This is a genomic window from Streptomyces sp. NPDC093546, from assembly GCF_044765045.1.
Taxonomy (GTDB): domain Bacteria; phylum Actinomycetota; class Actinomycetes; order Streptomycetales; family Streptomycetaceae; genus Streptomyces.
This window is the reverse complement of record NZ_JBIWJG010000010.1, coordinates 219487-234245: the sequence shown is the minus strand read 5'-3', so window position 1 is coordinate 234245 and position 14759 is coordinate 219487. Positions and strand designations below refer to the sequence as shown.

The 14759-nt window shown below is 71.4% G+C and carries 15 protein-coding genes; 5 read left to right on the top strand and 10 right to left on the bottom strand.

Going from position 1 to position 14759, the window contains the following annotated elements; genetic code table 11:
• Positions 1–50 precede the first annotated feature (50 nt).
• Together ACIRNI_RS22730 and ACIRNI_RS22725 are read right to left on the bottom strand one after the other, a co-directional pair.
• Entirely contained in the window at positions 51–926 is an 876-nt protein-coding gene (locus ACIRNI_RS22730) for a PaaX family transcriptional regulator C-terminal domain-containing protein (RefSeq protein ID WP_403553691.1), read from the bottom strand.
• Positions 923–1567, bottom strand: a complete 645-nt coding sequence (locus ACIRNI_RS22725; RefSeq protein WP_403553689.1) for a GNAT family N-acetyltransferase — start codon at positions 1565–1567, stop codon at positions 923–925. Before ACIRNI_RS22725 ends, ACIRNI_RS22730 begins: the two co-directional genes overlap by 4 nt.
• 145 nt (positions 1568–1712) lie before the next feature.
• On the opposite strand from ACIRNI_RS22725, the gene ACIRNI_RS22720 reads away from it, so the two are divergent.
• On the top strand, positions 1713–2747 hold the full coding sequence (locus ACIRNI_RS22720; RefSeq protein WP_403553687.1) for an alpha/beta hydrolase family protein: 1035 nt from the start codon (positions 1713–1715) through the stop codon (positions 2745–2747).
• 180 nt (positions 2748–2927) lie between these two features.
• Here the strand turns inward: ACIRNI_RS22720 and ACIRNI_RS22715 are convergent, their stop codons facing one another.
• From ACIRNI_RS22715 to ACIRNI_RS22695, 5 genes are all read right to left on the bottom strand, one after another.
• Positions 2928–4418 carry an alpha/beta hydrolase family protein gene (locus ACIRNI_RS22715; protein WP_403553787.1) on the bottom strand — a complete coding sequence of 497 codons (1491 nt, stop codon included), beginning with the start codon at positions 4416–4418 and terminating at the stop codon, positions 2928–2930.
• 556 nt (positions 4419–4974) lie between these two features.
• Positions 4975–5154, bottom strand: a complete 180-nt coding sequence (locus ACIRNI_RS22710; protein ID WP_403553685.1) for a hypothetical protein — start codon at positions 5152–5154, stop codon at positions 4975–4977.
• Positions 5139–5345 carry a hypothetical protein gene (locus tag ACIRNI_RS22705; RefSeq protein ID WP_403553683.1) on the bottom strand — a complete coding sequence of 69 codons (207 nt, stop codon included), beginning with the start codon at positions 5343–5345 and terminating at the stop codon, positions 5139–5141. The genes ACIRNI_RS22710 and ACIRNI_RS22705 overlap by 16 nt, the downstream gene beginning before the upstream one ends.
• 382 nt (positions 5346–5727) lie before the next feature.
• Positions 5728–7785 (bottom strand): PA14 domain-containing protein, encoded by a 2058-nt coding sequence (locus tag ACIRNI_RS22700; protein WP_403553681.1) that lies wholly within the window; start codon positions 7783–7785, stop codon positions 5728–5730.
• 652 nt (positions 7786–8437) lie between these two features.
• Positions 8438–9205, bottom strand: coding sequence for an NPP1 family protein (locus tag ACIRNI_RS22695; protein WP_403553679.1), 768 nt, complete (start codon positions 9203–9205; stop codon positions 8438–8440).
• A 678-nt stretch (positions 9206–9883) separates the two neighbouring features.
• Here ACIRNI_RS22695 and ACIRNI_RS22690 point away from each other — a divergent pair.
• The 3 genes from ACIRNI_RS22690 (at position 9884) to ACIRNI_RS22680 (ending at position 11751) form a co-directional block, all read left to right on the top strand.
• Complete coding sequence (locus ACIRNI_RS22690; RefSeq protein WP_403553677.1) at positions 9884–10054, top strand: hypothetical protein; 171 nt, start codon at positions 9884–9886, stop codon at positions 10052–10054.
• An 844-nt stretch (positions 10055–10898) separates the two neighbouring features.
• Positions 10899–11219: a MafI family immunity protein gene (locus ACIRNI_RS22685; RefSeq protein WP_403553675.1), complete on the top strand. Its 321-nt coding sequence runs from the start codon at positions 10899–10901 to the stop codon at positions 11217–11219.
• 136 nt (positions 11220–11355) lie between these two features.
• Complete coding sequence (locus ACIRNI_RS22680) at positions 11356–11751, top strand: hypothetical protein (RefSeq protein ID WP_403553793.1); 396 nt, start codon at positions 11356–11358, stop codon at positions 11749–11751.
• Here the strand turns inward: ACIRNI_RS22680 and ACIRNI_RS22675 are convergent.
• Positions 11657–12037 (bottom strand): DUF6233 domain-containing protein, encoded by a 381-nt coding sequence (locus tag ACIRNI_RS22675; protein WP_403553673.1) that lies wholly within the window; start codon positions 12035–12037, stop codon positions 11657–11659. The genes ACIRNI_RS22680 and ACIRNI_RS22675 overlap by 95 nt on opposite strands.
• A complete protein-coding gene (locus ACIRNI_RS22670) occupies positions 12034–12264 on the bottom strand; it encodes a hypothetical protein (protein WP_403553671.1) in 231 nt (76 codons plus the stop codon). The genes ACIRNI_RS22675 and ACIRNI_RS22670 overlap by 4 nt, the downstream gene beginning before the upstream one ends.
• A 181-nt stretch (positions 12265–12445) precedes the next feature.
• On the opposite strand from ACIRNI_RS22670, the gene ACIRNI_RS22665 reads away from it, so the two are divergent.
• Positions 12446–13756: a cation:proton antiporter gene (locus ACIRNI_RS22665; RefSeq protein WP_403553669.1), complete on the top strand. Its 1311-nt coding sequence runs from the start codon at positions 12446–12448 to the stop codon at positions 13754–13756.
• 325 nt (positions 13757–14081) lie between these two features.
• Here the strand turns inward: ACIRNI_RS22665 and ACIRNI_RS22660 are convergent, their stop codons facing one another.
• Positions 14082–14723: a hypothetical protein gene (locus ACIRNI_RS22660; RefSeq protein WP_403553667.1), complete on the bottom strand. Its 642-nt coding sequence runs from the start codon at positions 14721–14723 to the stop codon at positions 14082–14084.
• Positions 14724–14759 lie beyond the last annotated feature (36 nt).

The window sequence follows — 14759 nt, the reverse complement described above, 5'->3', positions numbered from 1 at the left end:
GGCCGCCTCCGCCGCAACCAGACGGACGACCGTGGCCGCGGACGTCGTGTTCAGCGCGCCGCACCCTCTGCCACCTCTCGGGTGATGTCGGCGTAGAGGCGGAAGAGGACCGGGCGGGCTTCGCCGTGCTCTCGGTGGTGCAGGGCGGCCCAGCACCGGGCGATGAGCTCCCGGGCCTGGGTGCCGGGCCACGGCTGGGGCAGGAGTTGGGGCGGCAGGAGTGGGTCGGGTTCCATGGCGCGAGTGAGTTCGGCGGCCAGTTCGACCGCGAGGGTGAGAAGTGCGGAAGGGGAGAGCCGGTCGGGGCCCGTGAGCACGGCGAGGCGGGGCTGCGCGAGACGGCTGAGGCGGTGGTAGCGCTCGGCGATCTCCTGCAGGGGCCACAGCCGGCGGGCGAGTTCGGCGGGCTCCTGGGTGGCGCCCCTTCGCAGGTCCGTCGTGGTGAGGAGGGTGAGTGCGTCGTGGGCGCCGAGGCGGCGGGCCGCTTCCTCGACGTACGGTTCCCAGGTGTTGGCGCAGACGTACAGTCCGCCCTGGAGCGGGGCACCGCCGAGGTGGACGAGGGCCTCGCGCAGGGAGTCCCGGGCCGTGCGCGCCGATTCGGGTACCGCGAAGGCGGCGAGGTGCCAGACGCCGTCCCAGGGCGCGAGCCCGGCGTCCTGCTGGAACGCGTGCCGCAGGAAGTCCGCGTTCGGGGCGAGGGCGCGCATGGTGTCCGCGGTGGCGTGCAGCTCCGCCTTGCGGCCTCGGCCCTCGTGGGTGAACCGGCCTTCGGCCACGAGGCGTTTGACGCACAGCCGCACCTGCTGGTCGCTCATGCCCAGGGTGTTGGCGACGCTGTAGAGCTCGTCCGCGCGGACGGTGCCGTCCTCGCGGATCAGCGCGTGGACGAGCATGCGGGTGGGGATCTCGATGCGTTCGGTCATGGTGTGCTCCATCCTCTCCGCCCGTTCGCCCCGACAGGGCGGTGCATGGTGGTCACCGCGCCGAAACCCATGAGCCCGCGAAGCCAGGGCATGTGCTCGGTCCGTACGGCCGTGAAGCCGCGCCGCTCGTACAGGGCCCTGGCCCGTGGGTTGGTGTCGATCACGTCCAGTCGGATCTCCCGGCAGTCCCCCTCGGCCGCGACCGCCGCCACTTCCTCGATGAGCAGGCTCCCGACACCGCGGCCACGTACGCCGGCGTCCACGGCGATGCCGTCCATGACGAGCTGCCCGGGCGCCGGTTGGCGTTCGAACAGGGCGAGGAGCAGGAGCCGGTGCAGTCCCCGCAGGTGCCCGTACGCGCGCAGTACGGCGGCGGCCGAGCCCCCGGTGAGGGCCCGCCCGCCGAGCTGGTAGCCCGCGAGGCCGACGAGCCGCCCGTCGAGGAACGCGCACACCGCGCGGTCGGCGTTCAGGTGGGCGGCGAGGAAGGACACCGCCTTGTCCGGCGGGTTCAGGGCGGGGCCGAGTTTGCGGCCGAAGGCGTCCCAGTACAGCTCGGCCGCCCTCCGCTCGGCTCCTTCCGGTATGCCCCGCCAAACTGTCACCGGCCCGGCGCCCGTGTCCGCCGTGTCACGTTCCACGCCGTTTCCCCCTCTTGGCGCCGTATCCTCTACCTGAAACTATCATTTTATAAACGATCGTTCCAGTGGTGATAGTTCTGATGCTGCGCACACCGAATAGAGGCGGTCAGATCCCATGGGTCCAAAGATTCACCCCCGACGGCGCGTGCTCCGCATCGCCGTGTGGTCGCTCGTCCCGGTCCTGGTCGTGGCCGCCGGTCTCGTCGGCGTGGTGCTGTGGCAGAACACCTACGACATGGCGGAGCAACGGGTCTCGATACGCCACGGCGGCCACACCCTCAACGGCGTACTGGCCACTCCCAAGGACGGCCGCAAGCGGCACGGCCTGGTCGTGTACGTCCACGGCGACGGCCCCGTCAACGCTACCCACGACGGCGGTTACAAGCCCATGTGGGAAGCGAACGCCAAGGCCGGGTACGCCTCCCTGTCCTGGGACAAGCCCGGAGTCGCGGGCGCACCCGGCGACTGGCTCGACCAGTCCATGGACGACCGGGCCGACGAGGCGGCCGCCGCCATCGCCTGGGCGCGCGCCCACCCCGACATCGATGGCGACCGGATCGGGCTCTGGGGCGCCAGTCAGGCGGGCTGGGTCGTGCCGAAGGTCGCCGCCAAGACGCCCGTGAGCTTCGTCATCGCCGTCTCGCCCGCGATCAACTGGCCCCGGCAGGGCCGCTACAACCTTCTCGCCGAGCTGCGCGCCGACGGTGCGTCGGCGGCCCGCACCCAGGCCGAGATCGCCAGGAGCGAGACGACCCGACGGCTGCTGGAGCGTGGCGCGGCCTTCGAGGAGTACGTCAGGGCGATGGGCGGCGACGCGGACGGCATGACCGCCGACCGCTGGGGCTTCATCTCCAAGAACTACACCGCGGACGCCACGCGGGATCTGCGCGCTCTGCGCGGCGTACCGGTACTGCTCACCCTCGCAGGCCACGACATCAACGTGGACACCGCCGACACGGAGCGCGGCTACCGCAGGGCGCTGGACGGAGGCGGTGCGCTGACGGTCAAGCGATACCCGGACGCGGCCCATTCCCTGCTCAAACGGTCCATCGAGCAGTCGGACCTCAGGACCACGCTCACCGCCCTCTTCGTCCCCCGTTCGCTCTTCGCGGACGGATTCCTGGACGACCAACGGCAGTTCCTCGAGGATCTCGGCCGAGACGGCAACGCCAGTCCATGAAACTCCCGCACGGCCGGCCACGGCGTGTGGCGCACGTTCGCGTGGACCGCCCGGTGCACTTCGAAGCGGTTGCCGACAGCCGCAGGCGCGCTTCTCCCCGCGGCGGACGTGCGGCGACGGCTGGAGACCCAGCCGTCGTCGAAGAGGCCGCCGTGCCGTCGGCTGCCGTGGCACGACCGATCAGCGGCTGTTGTCCGGGAGGTGGATGCTGAGGCTGCCGTAGTCCGACAGAACGCCGGCCAGGTCACCGGGTTCGTGCCGCAGGGTGGTGTCCAGAAAGGCGAGCGTGGCCGCGGCGACGACGTGCGGGCTGTGGGTGCGGCCCAGGGAGCCGACGATCGAGGGCACAGGCGGCAGGTACAGGGGCCCGTCCATGAAGGTCAGGTGTGCGGCGCCGGGGATGGTGAGCCGGTAGCTCGTCGCGGTGTTGGGCTGGAGGGCCTCGGTGAGGCGGGGTGGGTAGCGCGGGTCGGTGGCTGGGGTGATGGCCTGGGTGAGCGCGAGCGTCGGCTGCTGGAGGGAGGGAGAGGTGGGGCCGTGGGGGTAGCCGTCCAGATCGATGACGGCGTCGAACCTGCGGTCCTGCCGGGCTGCCTGGAGAGCGGCGGCACCCCCCATGGAGTGGCCGGTGGCCGCGGCCCGACTGGTGTCCAGGCGTCCGGTCAGCGGGCCGGCGATCTCGCCTCGGTCCAGACGGTCCAGCTGGGTGAGGACGAAACTGAGGTCGGCGGCCCGAACAGCCGTCCAGACAGCCGCCAGCTTGTCGTCCTTGTCCCGGTCTCCGGTGGAGTCGGTCTTGGTGTTGATGGTTCGGCCGTCGGTGAGGACGACGGCGGCGGAGTCGTACGGGTGGTCGAGGCCGACGACCACATAGCCATGGCTGGCCAGTTCCTCCGCCCAAGCGGTGTTCTGGGTACGCACTCCGCCCGACCCGGGCGAGAACAGCACGATCGGGAACCGTCCGCCCCCGTCGGCCACCGGGGCGTTGAAGACCGCATGGGTGCGGGCACGCGGGACGCCGTCGACCAGGAAGCCGGGCAGGCCGACTTGGCGAACGAGGGCGTCGGAAACGGTACGCGCCTCCTGCTCCGTGCGTCCGAGGTACTGGGCCTGCCGCGCGCCTGCGGGGCTCTTCCGCGCGGGATACCAGAGCTGGATCACCACCGTGCGGCGGTCGTGCGCAACGGCGGTGAACGTCTCGGGGCGGTGTGGGTCGGTCCACTGCATCACCCGGGTGCCGACCGCGAAGCTGCCCGACGGCTCGGGGAACACGGGTACGGGAAAGGCCCAGGCGGCCACCGGGCCCGTGGCAAGCAAGCCGAGACAGGCCGCCGACCCCGGCAACGCCAGCCACCACCGGGCCCGCCGCGCCGGCCGGCCGGTACGGCGTCGCAGCAGGGGAACGAGGGCGAACGGCAACGTGACGGCAGCGCCTGCCAGTACCGGCAGCATCTGCCAGCGGATCCCCACCACACCCAGCGTGAGCGTGGACGCCACGAGAACCGCCACCGCCGCGTTCGTGACGTACGGGCGGGCCGCAGGGGGGAGCCAGCGCGCCACCACCAGCCCAACGGCCCCCAGCAAGACAAGAAGTTCCAGAGGGGACATGTACAGCCCCGCGATGATCTCGGTCACCCGGCCATCCTCGGGGCAGGGCAGACGATGCCACATCCGTCCCAGGTCGCGACCGCATGCGACCAGAGTCGCAAACGAGCACGCCAGGTGAACCACCGCTCCGCGACTGCAGGAGGTAGCGAGTTGCTTCTGCTGCGATGGTCTCTCGGCGGGGCGCCATCAGACGGTCAAGTCGTGTACTTCGCGGGCCCGCGGCTACCGGCGCGCCGCCGGCCCGCGCCGGGGCGGGAGGTCTGCGTTCCCTGTCCCGGCGTTCCGGCTGCTCCGATGCTCCGACCTCTGCTCGATCGTCCACTGCCCCACGGAGGTCGTGTGCTGACGGTGTACCACTACCGGGAGCATCCCGCGGTCCGACTGACGGCCGGCACCCGGCAGTCGTACGCCGTGCGGTGAACAACCGGCGATGTCGTCCAGCGCCACCGGGCGCCGGGCAGCAGCACGGCGCGGCGCGGGCGGCCCGGCACGGCGCGCGGCGAACGGTCCAGACGTGCGCCGGGGCGGCGATGGCCGGCCGTACGCCGACCTCTCGAAGGGACGGACACCGGGAAGCGGCGCAGGGCGGGAAAGCCGGGTCTATGAAGAACCCCGGTGGTCAGATCGCGGTGGGTACGTAGGGCGCTGCCGCGACCTGGGCCATAGTCCGCAGTTTCGCGAAGTAGGAGGCGCAGTACTCCTCGTTGATCAGCGGGACGATCTTGTCGAGGTCGGCGATACAGCCCCACAGGCAGGCGATACCACTGTCGTCGAGTCCGCCCTTCAGCTCCCTCCGCACGGGCCGGCGACGTCGGCGTCCAGGAGGACCAGGTCCACGCCGTCGAAGTCCACGCCTCCTACTACCGGTACGAGTTCGCCACCGTCGCCGTCACGCATTCCCTGTTCGCCCTGGAGCACGTCCTCGCCGAGCGTCTGGGCACGAACGAACCGCTCCGCCGCCTCATCGAGCGGGCCGCCGACGCAGGGCACGCGGCTGTTCCCCCACTCCGGCCCGGACGCGGCGCTCGACCTGATCGACTCCCGATCCACCCCCGGAGGGGTGACGATCCAGGTCTACCGGCCCACCGGCCGCCCGCAGTACGTGACGGCCACGCCGACCTCGAGCTCACGAGGTGGGCGCCGCACTGACGTACGTCCGCGAGCTTTCGCCAGGGCCGGTGTCCGGCACGTGATCGCTCATCGCTCCAGCCGGCAGGTGCTCCCCGCAGTCGCCTGCGGCAGTGCGCCCGCCCCGGCCCCGTGAACCCTGGAGGTCGTCGAGCCCTTCGGGCCGGTCCTCCCACGGATCCACGGTCCGGCCGAGGCGGGGGCGGTCACCCTCTTCCAGCCCGCTGGGGGCCGGTTCCAGTCCCTAGACTCGGTCCTGGACGACGGTGTACCACGGGAAGACCCCCACCACGCTGCCGTCGGCCCGTACGGCCTCCAGCGTGTAGAAGTACGTCTCGCCCCTGATCGCGGTGGAGTCCGTGTAGCTGCGCGTCTCCACGGGCAGCAGCCCGCCGTGCAGGGGCTCGTACGCCTCGGTCTGCGTGTTCCACCGGTTGATCCGGTAGCCGGTGACCGTGCCGCACAGCACGGTGTTGTCGCACTTCCAGTTGATCGACGGCTCCGGGGAGCCGATCACCGTGGTGTGGGCCGCGGTGCCGACCGGCCAGTCCTTGAGCACCTGCACGGACGGGAGCAGGTTGAGCTCAGTGGCCTCGACGATCGAGATCCTCGGGTCGCTCAGCCACAGGGCGTTGCCCCAGCGGTCCTTCGCCAGGACCGCGTACACGTGCCACTCGCCGTCCGGCAGGTCGCCGCAGAGGGCCGCGAGCGGGTCGGCCGTGCCCATCCGGCAGTCCGCCGAGATCCACCGGACCGTGCCGTCGTCCTGCCGGACGCCGACCCAGACGCTGTAGCCCGCGAGGTCGTCCTCGGTCGAGGCGGCCCAGCTCACCAGCACGCCGTCCTTGCGCGGGGTGGCCTTCACGCCGGTGACCGGGGCGGGCGCGACGCTGTCAGCGGTACGGAGGGTGACCGGGGCGGACGGCTCGGACTCGTTGCCGGCCGCGTCGACCGCGGTGACCGCGTAGGTGTAGTACGCGCCCTTGGTCATACCGCTGTCCCTGCAGTGGCCCTCCATGGGATCGGAGCCCTGCACGCTGTAGTAGCCGCAGGTCACGCGGGTGAGCTGGGCGGGGTCGAGCGTGGTGCCCGGCGAGCGGTGGACACGGAAGTGCCCGCCGTTGTCGTGTTCCTGGAAGAACGTGCCCGGCATGGTCCATTGGATGTGGTTGCCGTCCTGGCGGGCGTCCCCGGCGGTGAGGGTCGGGGCCTGCGGCGGGGTGCGGTCGACGCCGTCGCCGACGGCCGTGGCGGAGAACGCGCCCGCGTTGCCCGCCGCGTCGAACGCGCGGACCTGGTAGTACCGGGTGTTGTGCACCGGCACGGTCCGGTCCTCGTACGTCGCCCCGTTGGTGCTGCCGAGCAGCGTGAACGGGCCGGTGTCCGTGCCGGCCGCGTGGACCTCGTACCGATCGGCGTCGGCAACGTCCTGCCAGCGCAGGGTGTTGACGAAGGAGTCTTCTCTTTGGACGGTGATCCCCGTCGGCGCCGCCGGGCCCGTGCGGTCCACCGTCGCGGCGGTGACGTCGAGGCTGCCGGTGGACTCGCGGCCGGCCTTGTCGACGGCGCGGACCTCGTACAGGAAGGTCTGCCCGGTGGCGGGCGGCGAGTCGACGAAGGAGGGGGAGGCGAGCGGCGAGGCGCCGCTGACGTTCGCCCACTGGGCGGTGCTCAGCCGGCGGTAGACGCGGGAACCGGCGAGGTCCATCTCCTTGTTGGCCGCCCAGCGCAGCGTGGTCTTGGCGGTGTCCCGGCTGTACGTAGCGGTCAGACCGGTCGGGGCCAGCGGCTTGACCGTGTCGACGCTCGCCTCGGTGCGCGGCGTGTAGGTGAAACCGGCGTAGGCGGAGCCGGTCCAGGCGACGTAGTCCACGCGGATCGTGTGGCGGCCGGCCGGGATGTTCAGGTCCACGGTCTTGCGCGCGGTGGTGGAGACGTTCCGCCACAGGTCGATCTTGCGCACGCCGTCGACGTAGACGCGCATGCCGTCCTGGGTGGCCGCAGAGAGCCGGAAGGGGCCACCGGAGCCGAAGTCGCGGGTGAGGGACCAGCGGATGGAGAAGTTGTCGTTCGGCAGCGTGACGCCGGCCGGGTCGCCGGAGCCCATGTTCTCGTTGATCGCCGAGTCACAGGCGGTCAGCTTCGGGGTGCCGCTTAAGGACGCGTTGGCGAAGTACTGCGCCGTCCAGACCGGAGAGGCGCACGTGACGGCCGCGGAGGCCGGGACGGCGGTGATCAGGCCGCCGGCGGCGGCGAGGGCGGCTGTCGCGGCCAGCGCGCTCAGCCGGGTACGAGTCTTCACAGAGAAAGGGGTTCCTTTCGGATCAGGCGGACTGACGTGAAACGTCAGACGCCTGTGTGACTCGTGAGGCAGGGGCGGGGTTGCCCCAGCACTCGCACGTTTTTTCGGGGTGGAGGTGCGGGTGTGGGGGCGCGTCCTGGCCGTTCGCCCGGAGCCGCGCAGCGCCAAGGCGAGCAACCGACCGTCGCCGTCGCCACGCTCGACCGACCACGCCCGTCCGTCAGTCCGTCGGTCCGTCGGTCCGTCAGGAGCCGCACCTGCCGCTATCGGCGGTCCAGGGCGTGGAACCGGTCCCGATAGGGCTGTACTTGATGGGTCGCCGGCCCCGAACCGCTGTCCGACTTCTGCACCGTACGACGTCGGCCAAGCCCTGGCCGACAACGTGGACGCCGCTGTACGAACACGGGTGGCTGGGACCGCTCCCTGCGGGGCCACGTCGCGGTGGCCTTGCGCCGCCTGGGCCTGTAACCCGCCTTCGCGTGAGCGCGCGGGACGCAGCCCGCAGACCGGCCCGGTGCTGGACCAGTACCGAACTCATGCGCAACCGGCGGGCGGCCTGTTGATCACCCACCAGTCAAGCCGCCAGGCCAGCACGCCCCGACCTCAATCGCGTACCAAGTCGTAACCGGCAGCTTGACCGACCGGGCAAGTCCTAGGCGTACGGGTCGAAGGGGACGCCGGCCGGCTTGGCCTTCGCCAGGTGGTCGGTGAAGCTGCCGTCCTTCAGTCCGAAGTGGGCGCTGCCGAAGTCCGCCCGGCTGAGCTCGTCGCGGAGGCCGGGCGGGTAGCCGTCCCAGCCGATGAGTGCGGGGAACTGCCAGGTGCCCTGGTGGTTCTCGGGCGGCTCGTCGTTGCCGTTGGCGGCGCGGAAGCAGTGGGTACCGATGCCGTCCTTGTGGTAGACGATCTTCGGGTGGGTGCCGTCCCAGCGGATGGCGTCCCGGCCGTGGACGGTGAAGGAGCCGTGGTTCGAGGTGGAGACGTACTGGGCCTGCCCGTTGTGGATCCAGACGACTACGTGCTCCCAGTCGTGGCGGTGGCCGCCGAGACCGCTGCCCCAGACCGCCTGGTCCTTTTCGAAGTAGAGGCCGTAGAGGACCGCGCACCAGCCGTTGTCACAGAGCGCGCGGGAGTAGCCGTTGGTCTGGGTGAGGACCCAGGAGCCGCGGCACTGGCTGCTGACCGTGCCGGACGGGGTGAGTCCGGGGTTGAGGGTGCCGTCCGGGCCGATCGCGGCCGTCGGGTAGCAGCCGTCGGTGTCGTAGTCGTACGCGGGCTGGAAGGTCTGCTCCAGGGCGGACGCGTTCGCGGGAAGCGGGGGCGGCGGTGCGGCGAACGCGCCTTGCGGGAACGTGAGGAGGAGCGCGAGGGCGGCGCCGAGGACGGCGGCCCCCTTCGTGACGCGGCGCGAGGTCTTCAACTCCGGCTCCCTGCGGGGGTCGAGGCGATGGGTTGAGGGGTCGCACCGCGTGCCGGACGGTGGACCGGACGATCGCGCGCTGACATGCCCACTCCAAGCCGGCTCCAAACGGCCGGCAACCGCCCGACGGCTGCGAACGTCGTGATCAGGAGTGCCGGGCAACGATCACCGGACGCCCCGGGGAAGGACGGATGACCGTGACGGGACGGAGAGGAGAACCGGGAGTGGAGGGCGCGCCCGAGCCGGACGGCGGACCCGCACGGCCGCCCGGGCCGGTCGGCTGCGGGCGCGCGGCCGCGGGCGCTGGTGGCAGCGAGCTCTCATCGGGAGCGCCGCCGTGACCGGCGGGGGCCTCTTCCACCGGATCGTGCCCGCGCCGTGCGCATCGCGGTGGCCTACAGTCGCCATGTGACCCCCGATAACCCGGGAACCGGCTGCACAGGACCTTGGTCATGACCTTCGAACCCGGCGCCAACTCCTTCGGCAACACCCCCGCGCGGCGGACGGGCAACGCGGCAGATCAGGCCGAGGCCGGCGGCGAACTCGACGATGCCGAAACCACCCAGACTTCCCGCGCCAGGCGCTGCGTGGTTTCGTGGACGAGCCGAATCCGCGGGTACGTCTCCTCGCTTTGCAGGACCCCGATCTGCCCGTTTCGGAACTGCGGCGGCTTGCCGCGTGCGAGGAGTCGTCCTGCGCGCGGCCGTGGCCAAGCACCCCAACGTCGATGCCGAGCTGCTGGACCAGCTGCTGGCGGACCCGGAACCCGAGGTCGCCGACGAGGCCGCGGCCAATCCCGTACTTCCACGGAGCCGGATGGACCGCATCCTCGCCGAAGCCGGCCTCTGACAGCCGCCGCCCGGGACGCCTCAGAAGTGGACCCGACAGTGAAGTGGCAGTCGAAGGTCCGGCTGCTGCTCCAGCAGACGCAAGCGCAGTCGATCCTCTGCTCACGCACCACCAGTGTGTGGTTCGGCGGCCGGCCTCTCGCAGTTACGGACCGCTTCCCCAAGACACTCCATGAGGCAGTCCCCCTACAGCGGAACACACGCCGGCTGGCGCAGCCCGCTCGCGGCTGCGGGCCGACCTCGACGTCGCAGCGGGGCCCGGAGCGGCGAGGGCGAACGGGTCCCCGGGTGCGGCGGAGGCGCGGACCAGGCGCGCGCGGTACAGCAACCGGCTCGAGCGGGCTGCCGTGCGGCGGCGCAGCTTCCGAACGGCACCGGACAAGCACACGATGCGGCCACACGGCGGGACGGCGACCGTACGACGACATGGCCTCGACGCAGCGCGCGGCGGGAGGACGGGACGCAGCGGTGGCGAGCCCCCGACACGGGCGATGGAGGTGGCACCGTACGGCGGGCGGCGGGGACCGTCCCGAACGCGCGGCCGCGCGAGCGCCCCGGGCCCACGGCGGAGGCGGAGCGCTTACGGAGGCGGAGCGCGGCGTGGCAGCAGCACGGGTGAGCGCGGCCAGCGCGCGCGAGGCCGTTCCGCGGGCAGCGGAGCGGCGACACGGCGTACCCCCGGGGAAGGAAGCCGGCGCCGGGCTGGCACATACGAGGGCTACGCGCCATGCCGGTGGCCCAACGCCGCGAGCGCGCCCGCATCCGTAGAAAGAAGGTCATCCGCTGCGGCGGACGACTGGCGAAAGCCGCGTGACCATGCGAACAACACCGGCGACACTGACGCCATGACCCTTGATCGCGAGGCACTTCAGACCAGCTGGAACCGGACCCGTGGCCACCTCGACGCCGCCCGGGGCCAGCTGACGGGCCTGCCGAACATCGACCTCTCGGCGACGCTTGAGTTCCTGGAGCACAACGAACTGGGACTGGCCTTCGACTGTCTCGTCGATCTCGGTGACGACCTCAACCTGCCGCTCAACTTCTGGCAGCACCTCGACCGAGCAGCTCGTGACATGCGGCTCTACAGCGATGCGCTGCGCAAGTCCCACCTCACGGCCGCCGACCTCTGCCGCCGCCATCTCGCAGCTGCCTCCGAGCAGGAATGACCCGCCAACCCGGCAAAGCTCCCCGGCCAGAGCACTAGACGGCCGTCGACCGGCACGCAGCGCCGGAGCGCCCCAGCACCGAAGCAGCCGGCAGCGGGCGGCGCGCTGGTGGCCGGAGCGCAAGGGGCACCTGCGGGTGCCGCTCGGCGCGGACTGGCAGGGCTACCCGCTGGCGCGGTGGGTCCGCTGGCAGTGGGCGGCGTACGCCTCCGGACGGCTCGACGGGCAGCGCGGCGCGGTAGGAGGGCTGGGGATGGTGTGGGACCCGGCCGAGGCGGACTGGCAGGACAACCTCGCGGCCGCGCGGCTGTACATGGGCCGGTACGGGACGCTGGCGGCTCCGCGCACCACGGTGGTGGCCGAGCCCGGCGGGCAGGCCGAGCTGACTGCGGCGAACGACCCCCCGGGCACGCGGTACAACGGGCGGCGGGCGCGGCTCAGTCGAGGATGCCGGGCTCCGTGCCGGGCCGGCGGTACGGGCATTCCTCGATCCCCGGCCTCATCAGCGCACGACGGGCTTCCTGCTCCGTAAGGGGCGTGGGGTGGCCCGGCATGCGGCAGTCGGCCAGGTGGACCCGGACCGGGGTACGGGCCTGGTCACGGCGGCGCTCCAACCGGTATGCGGTCGTCGGTTCGAAGGGGACGGAGGGCTGTGGTGCGGCGGCCTGTTCTCGGCGGCGTACGGCGATGGCCTGGCGGACGCGGTCGAGGTAGAGCTCGAGCCAGTTCTCGATGACGAGGAGGCGGGGTAGGTCCGGTGGCAGGTCCGGAGTAGCTGCCGCGTCCCGTCCCGGTCGCGGGGCGGGGAGCGGGTTCACTGTCCGGCCTCACGCTGGGCGAGCTCCTTCAGCTCCATCCGCGCCGCCGGCGTCCCGGCCGGGCTGGACCAGAAGGGGTGAGCGGCGATCCGGGAAGACAGCTCCAGCAGCTCGCGGCGCCCGACGGTCGGGCTGATCGCCGACGCGGGATCCGCGAGGCGCCGGTAGGCGGTGTACCAGGAGGTCTGAGCTCGGAGCAGGTCGAGAGGAAAGTCGTGCGCATCCACACCCCGATTAGATCGCATGTTCGATTTCTGGGGCAACCGCACATCCCGGCACACCGGAGGAACCCCACCGCCGCAGGCCTGGCACCGACTGCGGCGGCACGGCGGCTCCGTGATCGGGGCGGTCGGTGTTCACGGAACAGCACCGGCGTGCCGTTCCTTGTCGATGGGGTATTCGTCAGCGGTGATCTCGGCTGACTTCCTCTTCGCCCTGTTCGGGGCCGGGGCGCTCACGGCGGCGGTGGTTCCGCGCCTGGTCGCCGGGCGCCCTGTGTCCATGCCGCTGGTGTTCCTGCTGTGCGGGTTGGCGTTCCAGCTCCTGCCCGTGCCTCTCCCTCAGATCGATCCGGTCCGGGACCGGCTGTGGGTCGAGCACCTCACGGAGGTCTGCGTCATCGTCTCGCTCATGGGCGCCGGCCTGGCCCTGAACCGTCCCTTCGGCCACGGCAGGTGGCGTACCTCCGGACGACTGCTGGGCGTGACCATGCCGTTGACGATCGCGGCGACGGCCGTGCTCGCGTGGTGGCTGCTGGGCTGGCCGGTGGCCGCAGCACTGCTGCTGGCCGCCGTACTCGCTCCCACCGACCCCGTACTCGCCTCCGAGGTGCGAGTCGGTGCGCCCACCGAATCCGAGCACGACGAGGACGAGGTGCGCTTCGCGCTCACCAGTGAAGCCGGCCTCAACGATGGCCTCGCCTTCCCCGTGGTCATGGCGGCGATCGCCCTGGCCGGCGCGGGAAGCAGCCTGCCGGGCGGCCGGATCGGTCATTGGCTCCTCGTCGACGTGGGTTACCGGTGCGTTATCGGCGTGCTCGCCGGCCTCGCCGTCGGCAAACTTCTTGGCTGGCTCTTCTTCCGCGCCTCCCAATCGGCGATGCGCCTGTCCGAGCACCGGGAGGGCTTCGTCGCCCTGGGCGCCACCTTCTTCGCCTACGGGCTCACCGAGCTTGCCCACGGCTACGGGTTTCTCGCGGTCTTCGTCACCGCCTGCCGCATCCGCGCCGCCGAGCGCGCACACGGCTACCACACCGTGCTGCACGACTTCGTCGAGCAGATCGAGCGACTACTCACCGCCGCGCTGCTCTTCCTCCTCGGCACCTTCATCGCACAGGGTGCGCTGGCGCCCCTGACCTGGCAAGGGGCAGTGGTCTGTCTTCTGCTGCTGCTCGCCGTGCGCCCCCTCACCGGCTGGCTGGCCCAGCTGGGCACGGCGGCCGGCCCCCGCGAACGCGCCGTCACCGCGTTCTTCGGCATCCGCGGCATCGGCTCGCTGTTCTACCTCGCGTACGCGCTCGGAACCGAGGGCTTCCGGGTACCGGCCGAAGACCTGTGGGCCCTGGTCACCTTCACCGTCCTGGTCTCCGTCGCCCTGCACGGCGTGACCGCCACACCCGTCATCTCCCGCCTGGACCACCTGCGCCAGCTCCAGGCCCGCCGCAAGTCGCACGTCCGGCACGGACCGGACGAAGACGACGTGGCGAAGGAACGGCTGTGAAACACACCCCGCCCACACCGATCACCGCGGGCTGGGCACCCAGCCACCACCACGTGCGGCATCCGCTCCACCACCCGCCGACACCATGAGGACGACGAGCTGCCCAAACACGGCTCCCCGACCATGAGGGGAGCAGCACCGCCCGGTCCTGTCAGCGAAGCACGGTCGGCCGGCGCGCAGGGCGGCCGGGCCGCTGGCTTTGTACACGAGAACGGGATCTCAAAACGATCAAGCGCAAGATGTACGGCCGGGCCGGCTTCGGCCTGCTGCGGGAGCGAGTGCTCCTTGCCTGACCACAGTTCTGTCGCTCGACGAGCGGGGCCGTTCAGCTGATCGCGAGCGGCGTGGGATCCAGGCCCAGCTTGTTCCGGCATGCGTCGACGGCCCGCATGACCCAGGCGGTCACAGCGTCGCTATCTGCCGCAATCGCGTGAAGCTCACGAGCCTTCTCCTGGGCTTCGACCATCCACGGCACCAGCGCGTCCTCTCGAAGGATTCGCTCGAAGTGATCGCGGGCCGCGTCTGGGTCCCCGGCCAGAGCGGCCGCGATCCCAGAGTCGAAGCTGTCCCAGAGGAATCCCCGCCGCACCGGCCTCGACGTCAGGTACCGGGCGACGTCCGGCAGTGCCGGGAACTTCTCCCTCAGCGCGGTCACGTTCGCAGCCGCCTGCCGACTGAGTTCGAGTGCCAGCCGCGTGAACTGCTCCTCGGTGCGAAACAGCTCGGAGCCGATCCGGACTGCGTCTGCATGGAAGGCCAGGTGGTCCACGTCGTGCCACAGCCACATCGCACCGACGTACAGACCGCTGCCGGCAATCCGCGGCGGAGTGAATTCCACAACCCCGAGCCACCACCCCTGATCATCAATCCACAGCCGCGACCGCCCGCGCTGGACCAGGCCGAGGGGCTTCAGGGACTCCCGCGCCGCCGCGGTAATGATCCGGAGCACCGGACTGCGATCTGCCATGACCTGCATTATCGACTGTCCCGCCGACACACCGTC

Coding starts and splice junctions, on each gene's coding strand:
- ACIRNI_RS22730 (WP_403553691.1), bottom strand. CDS start 926: ATGACCGAACGCATCGAGATCCCCACCCGCATGCTCGTCCACGCGCTG.
- ACIRNI_RS22715 (WP_403553787.1), bottom strand. CDS start 4,418: ATGTGGCATCGTCTGCCCTGCCCCGAGGATGGCCGGGTGACCGAGATC.
- ACIRNI_RS22685 (WP_403553675.1), top strand. CDS start 10,899: ATGACCCTTGATCGCGAGGCACTTCAGACCAGCTGGAACCGGACCCGT.
- ACIRNI_RS22660 (WP_403553667.1), bottom strand. CDS start 14,723: ATGGCAGATCGCAGTCCGGTGCTCCGGATCATTACCGCGGCGGCGCGG.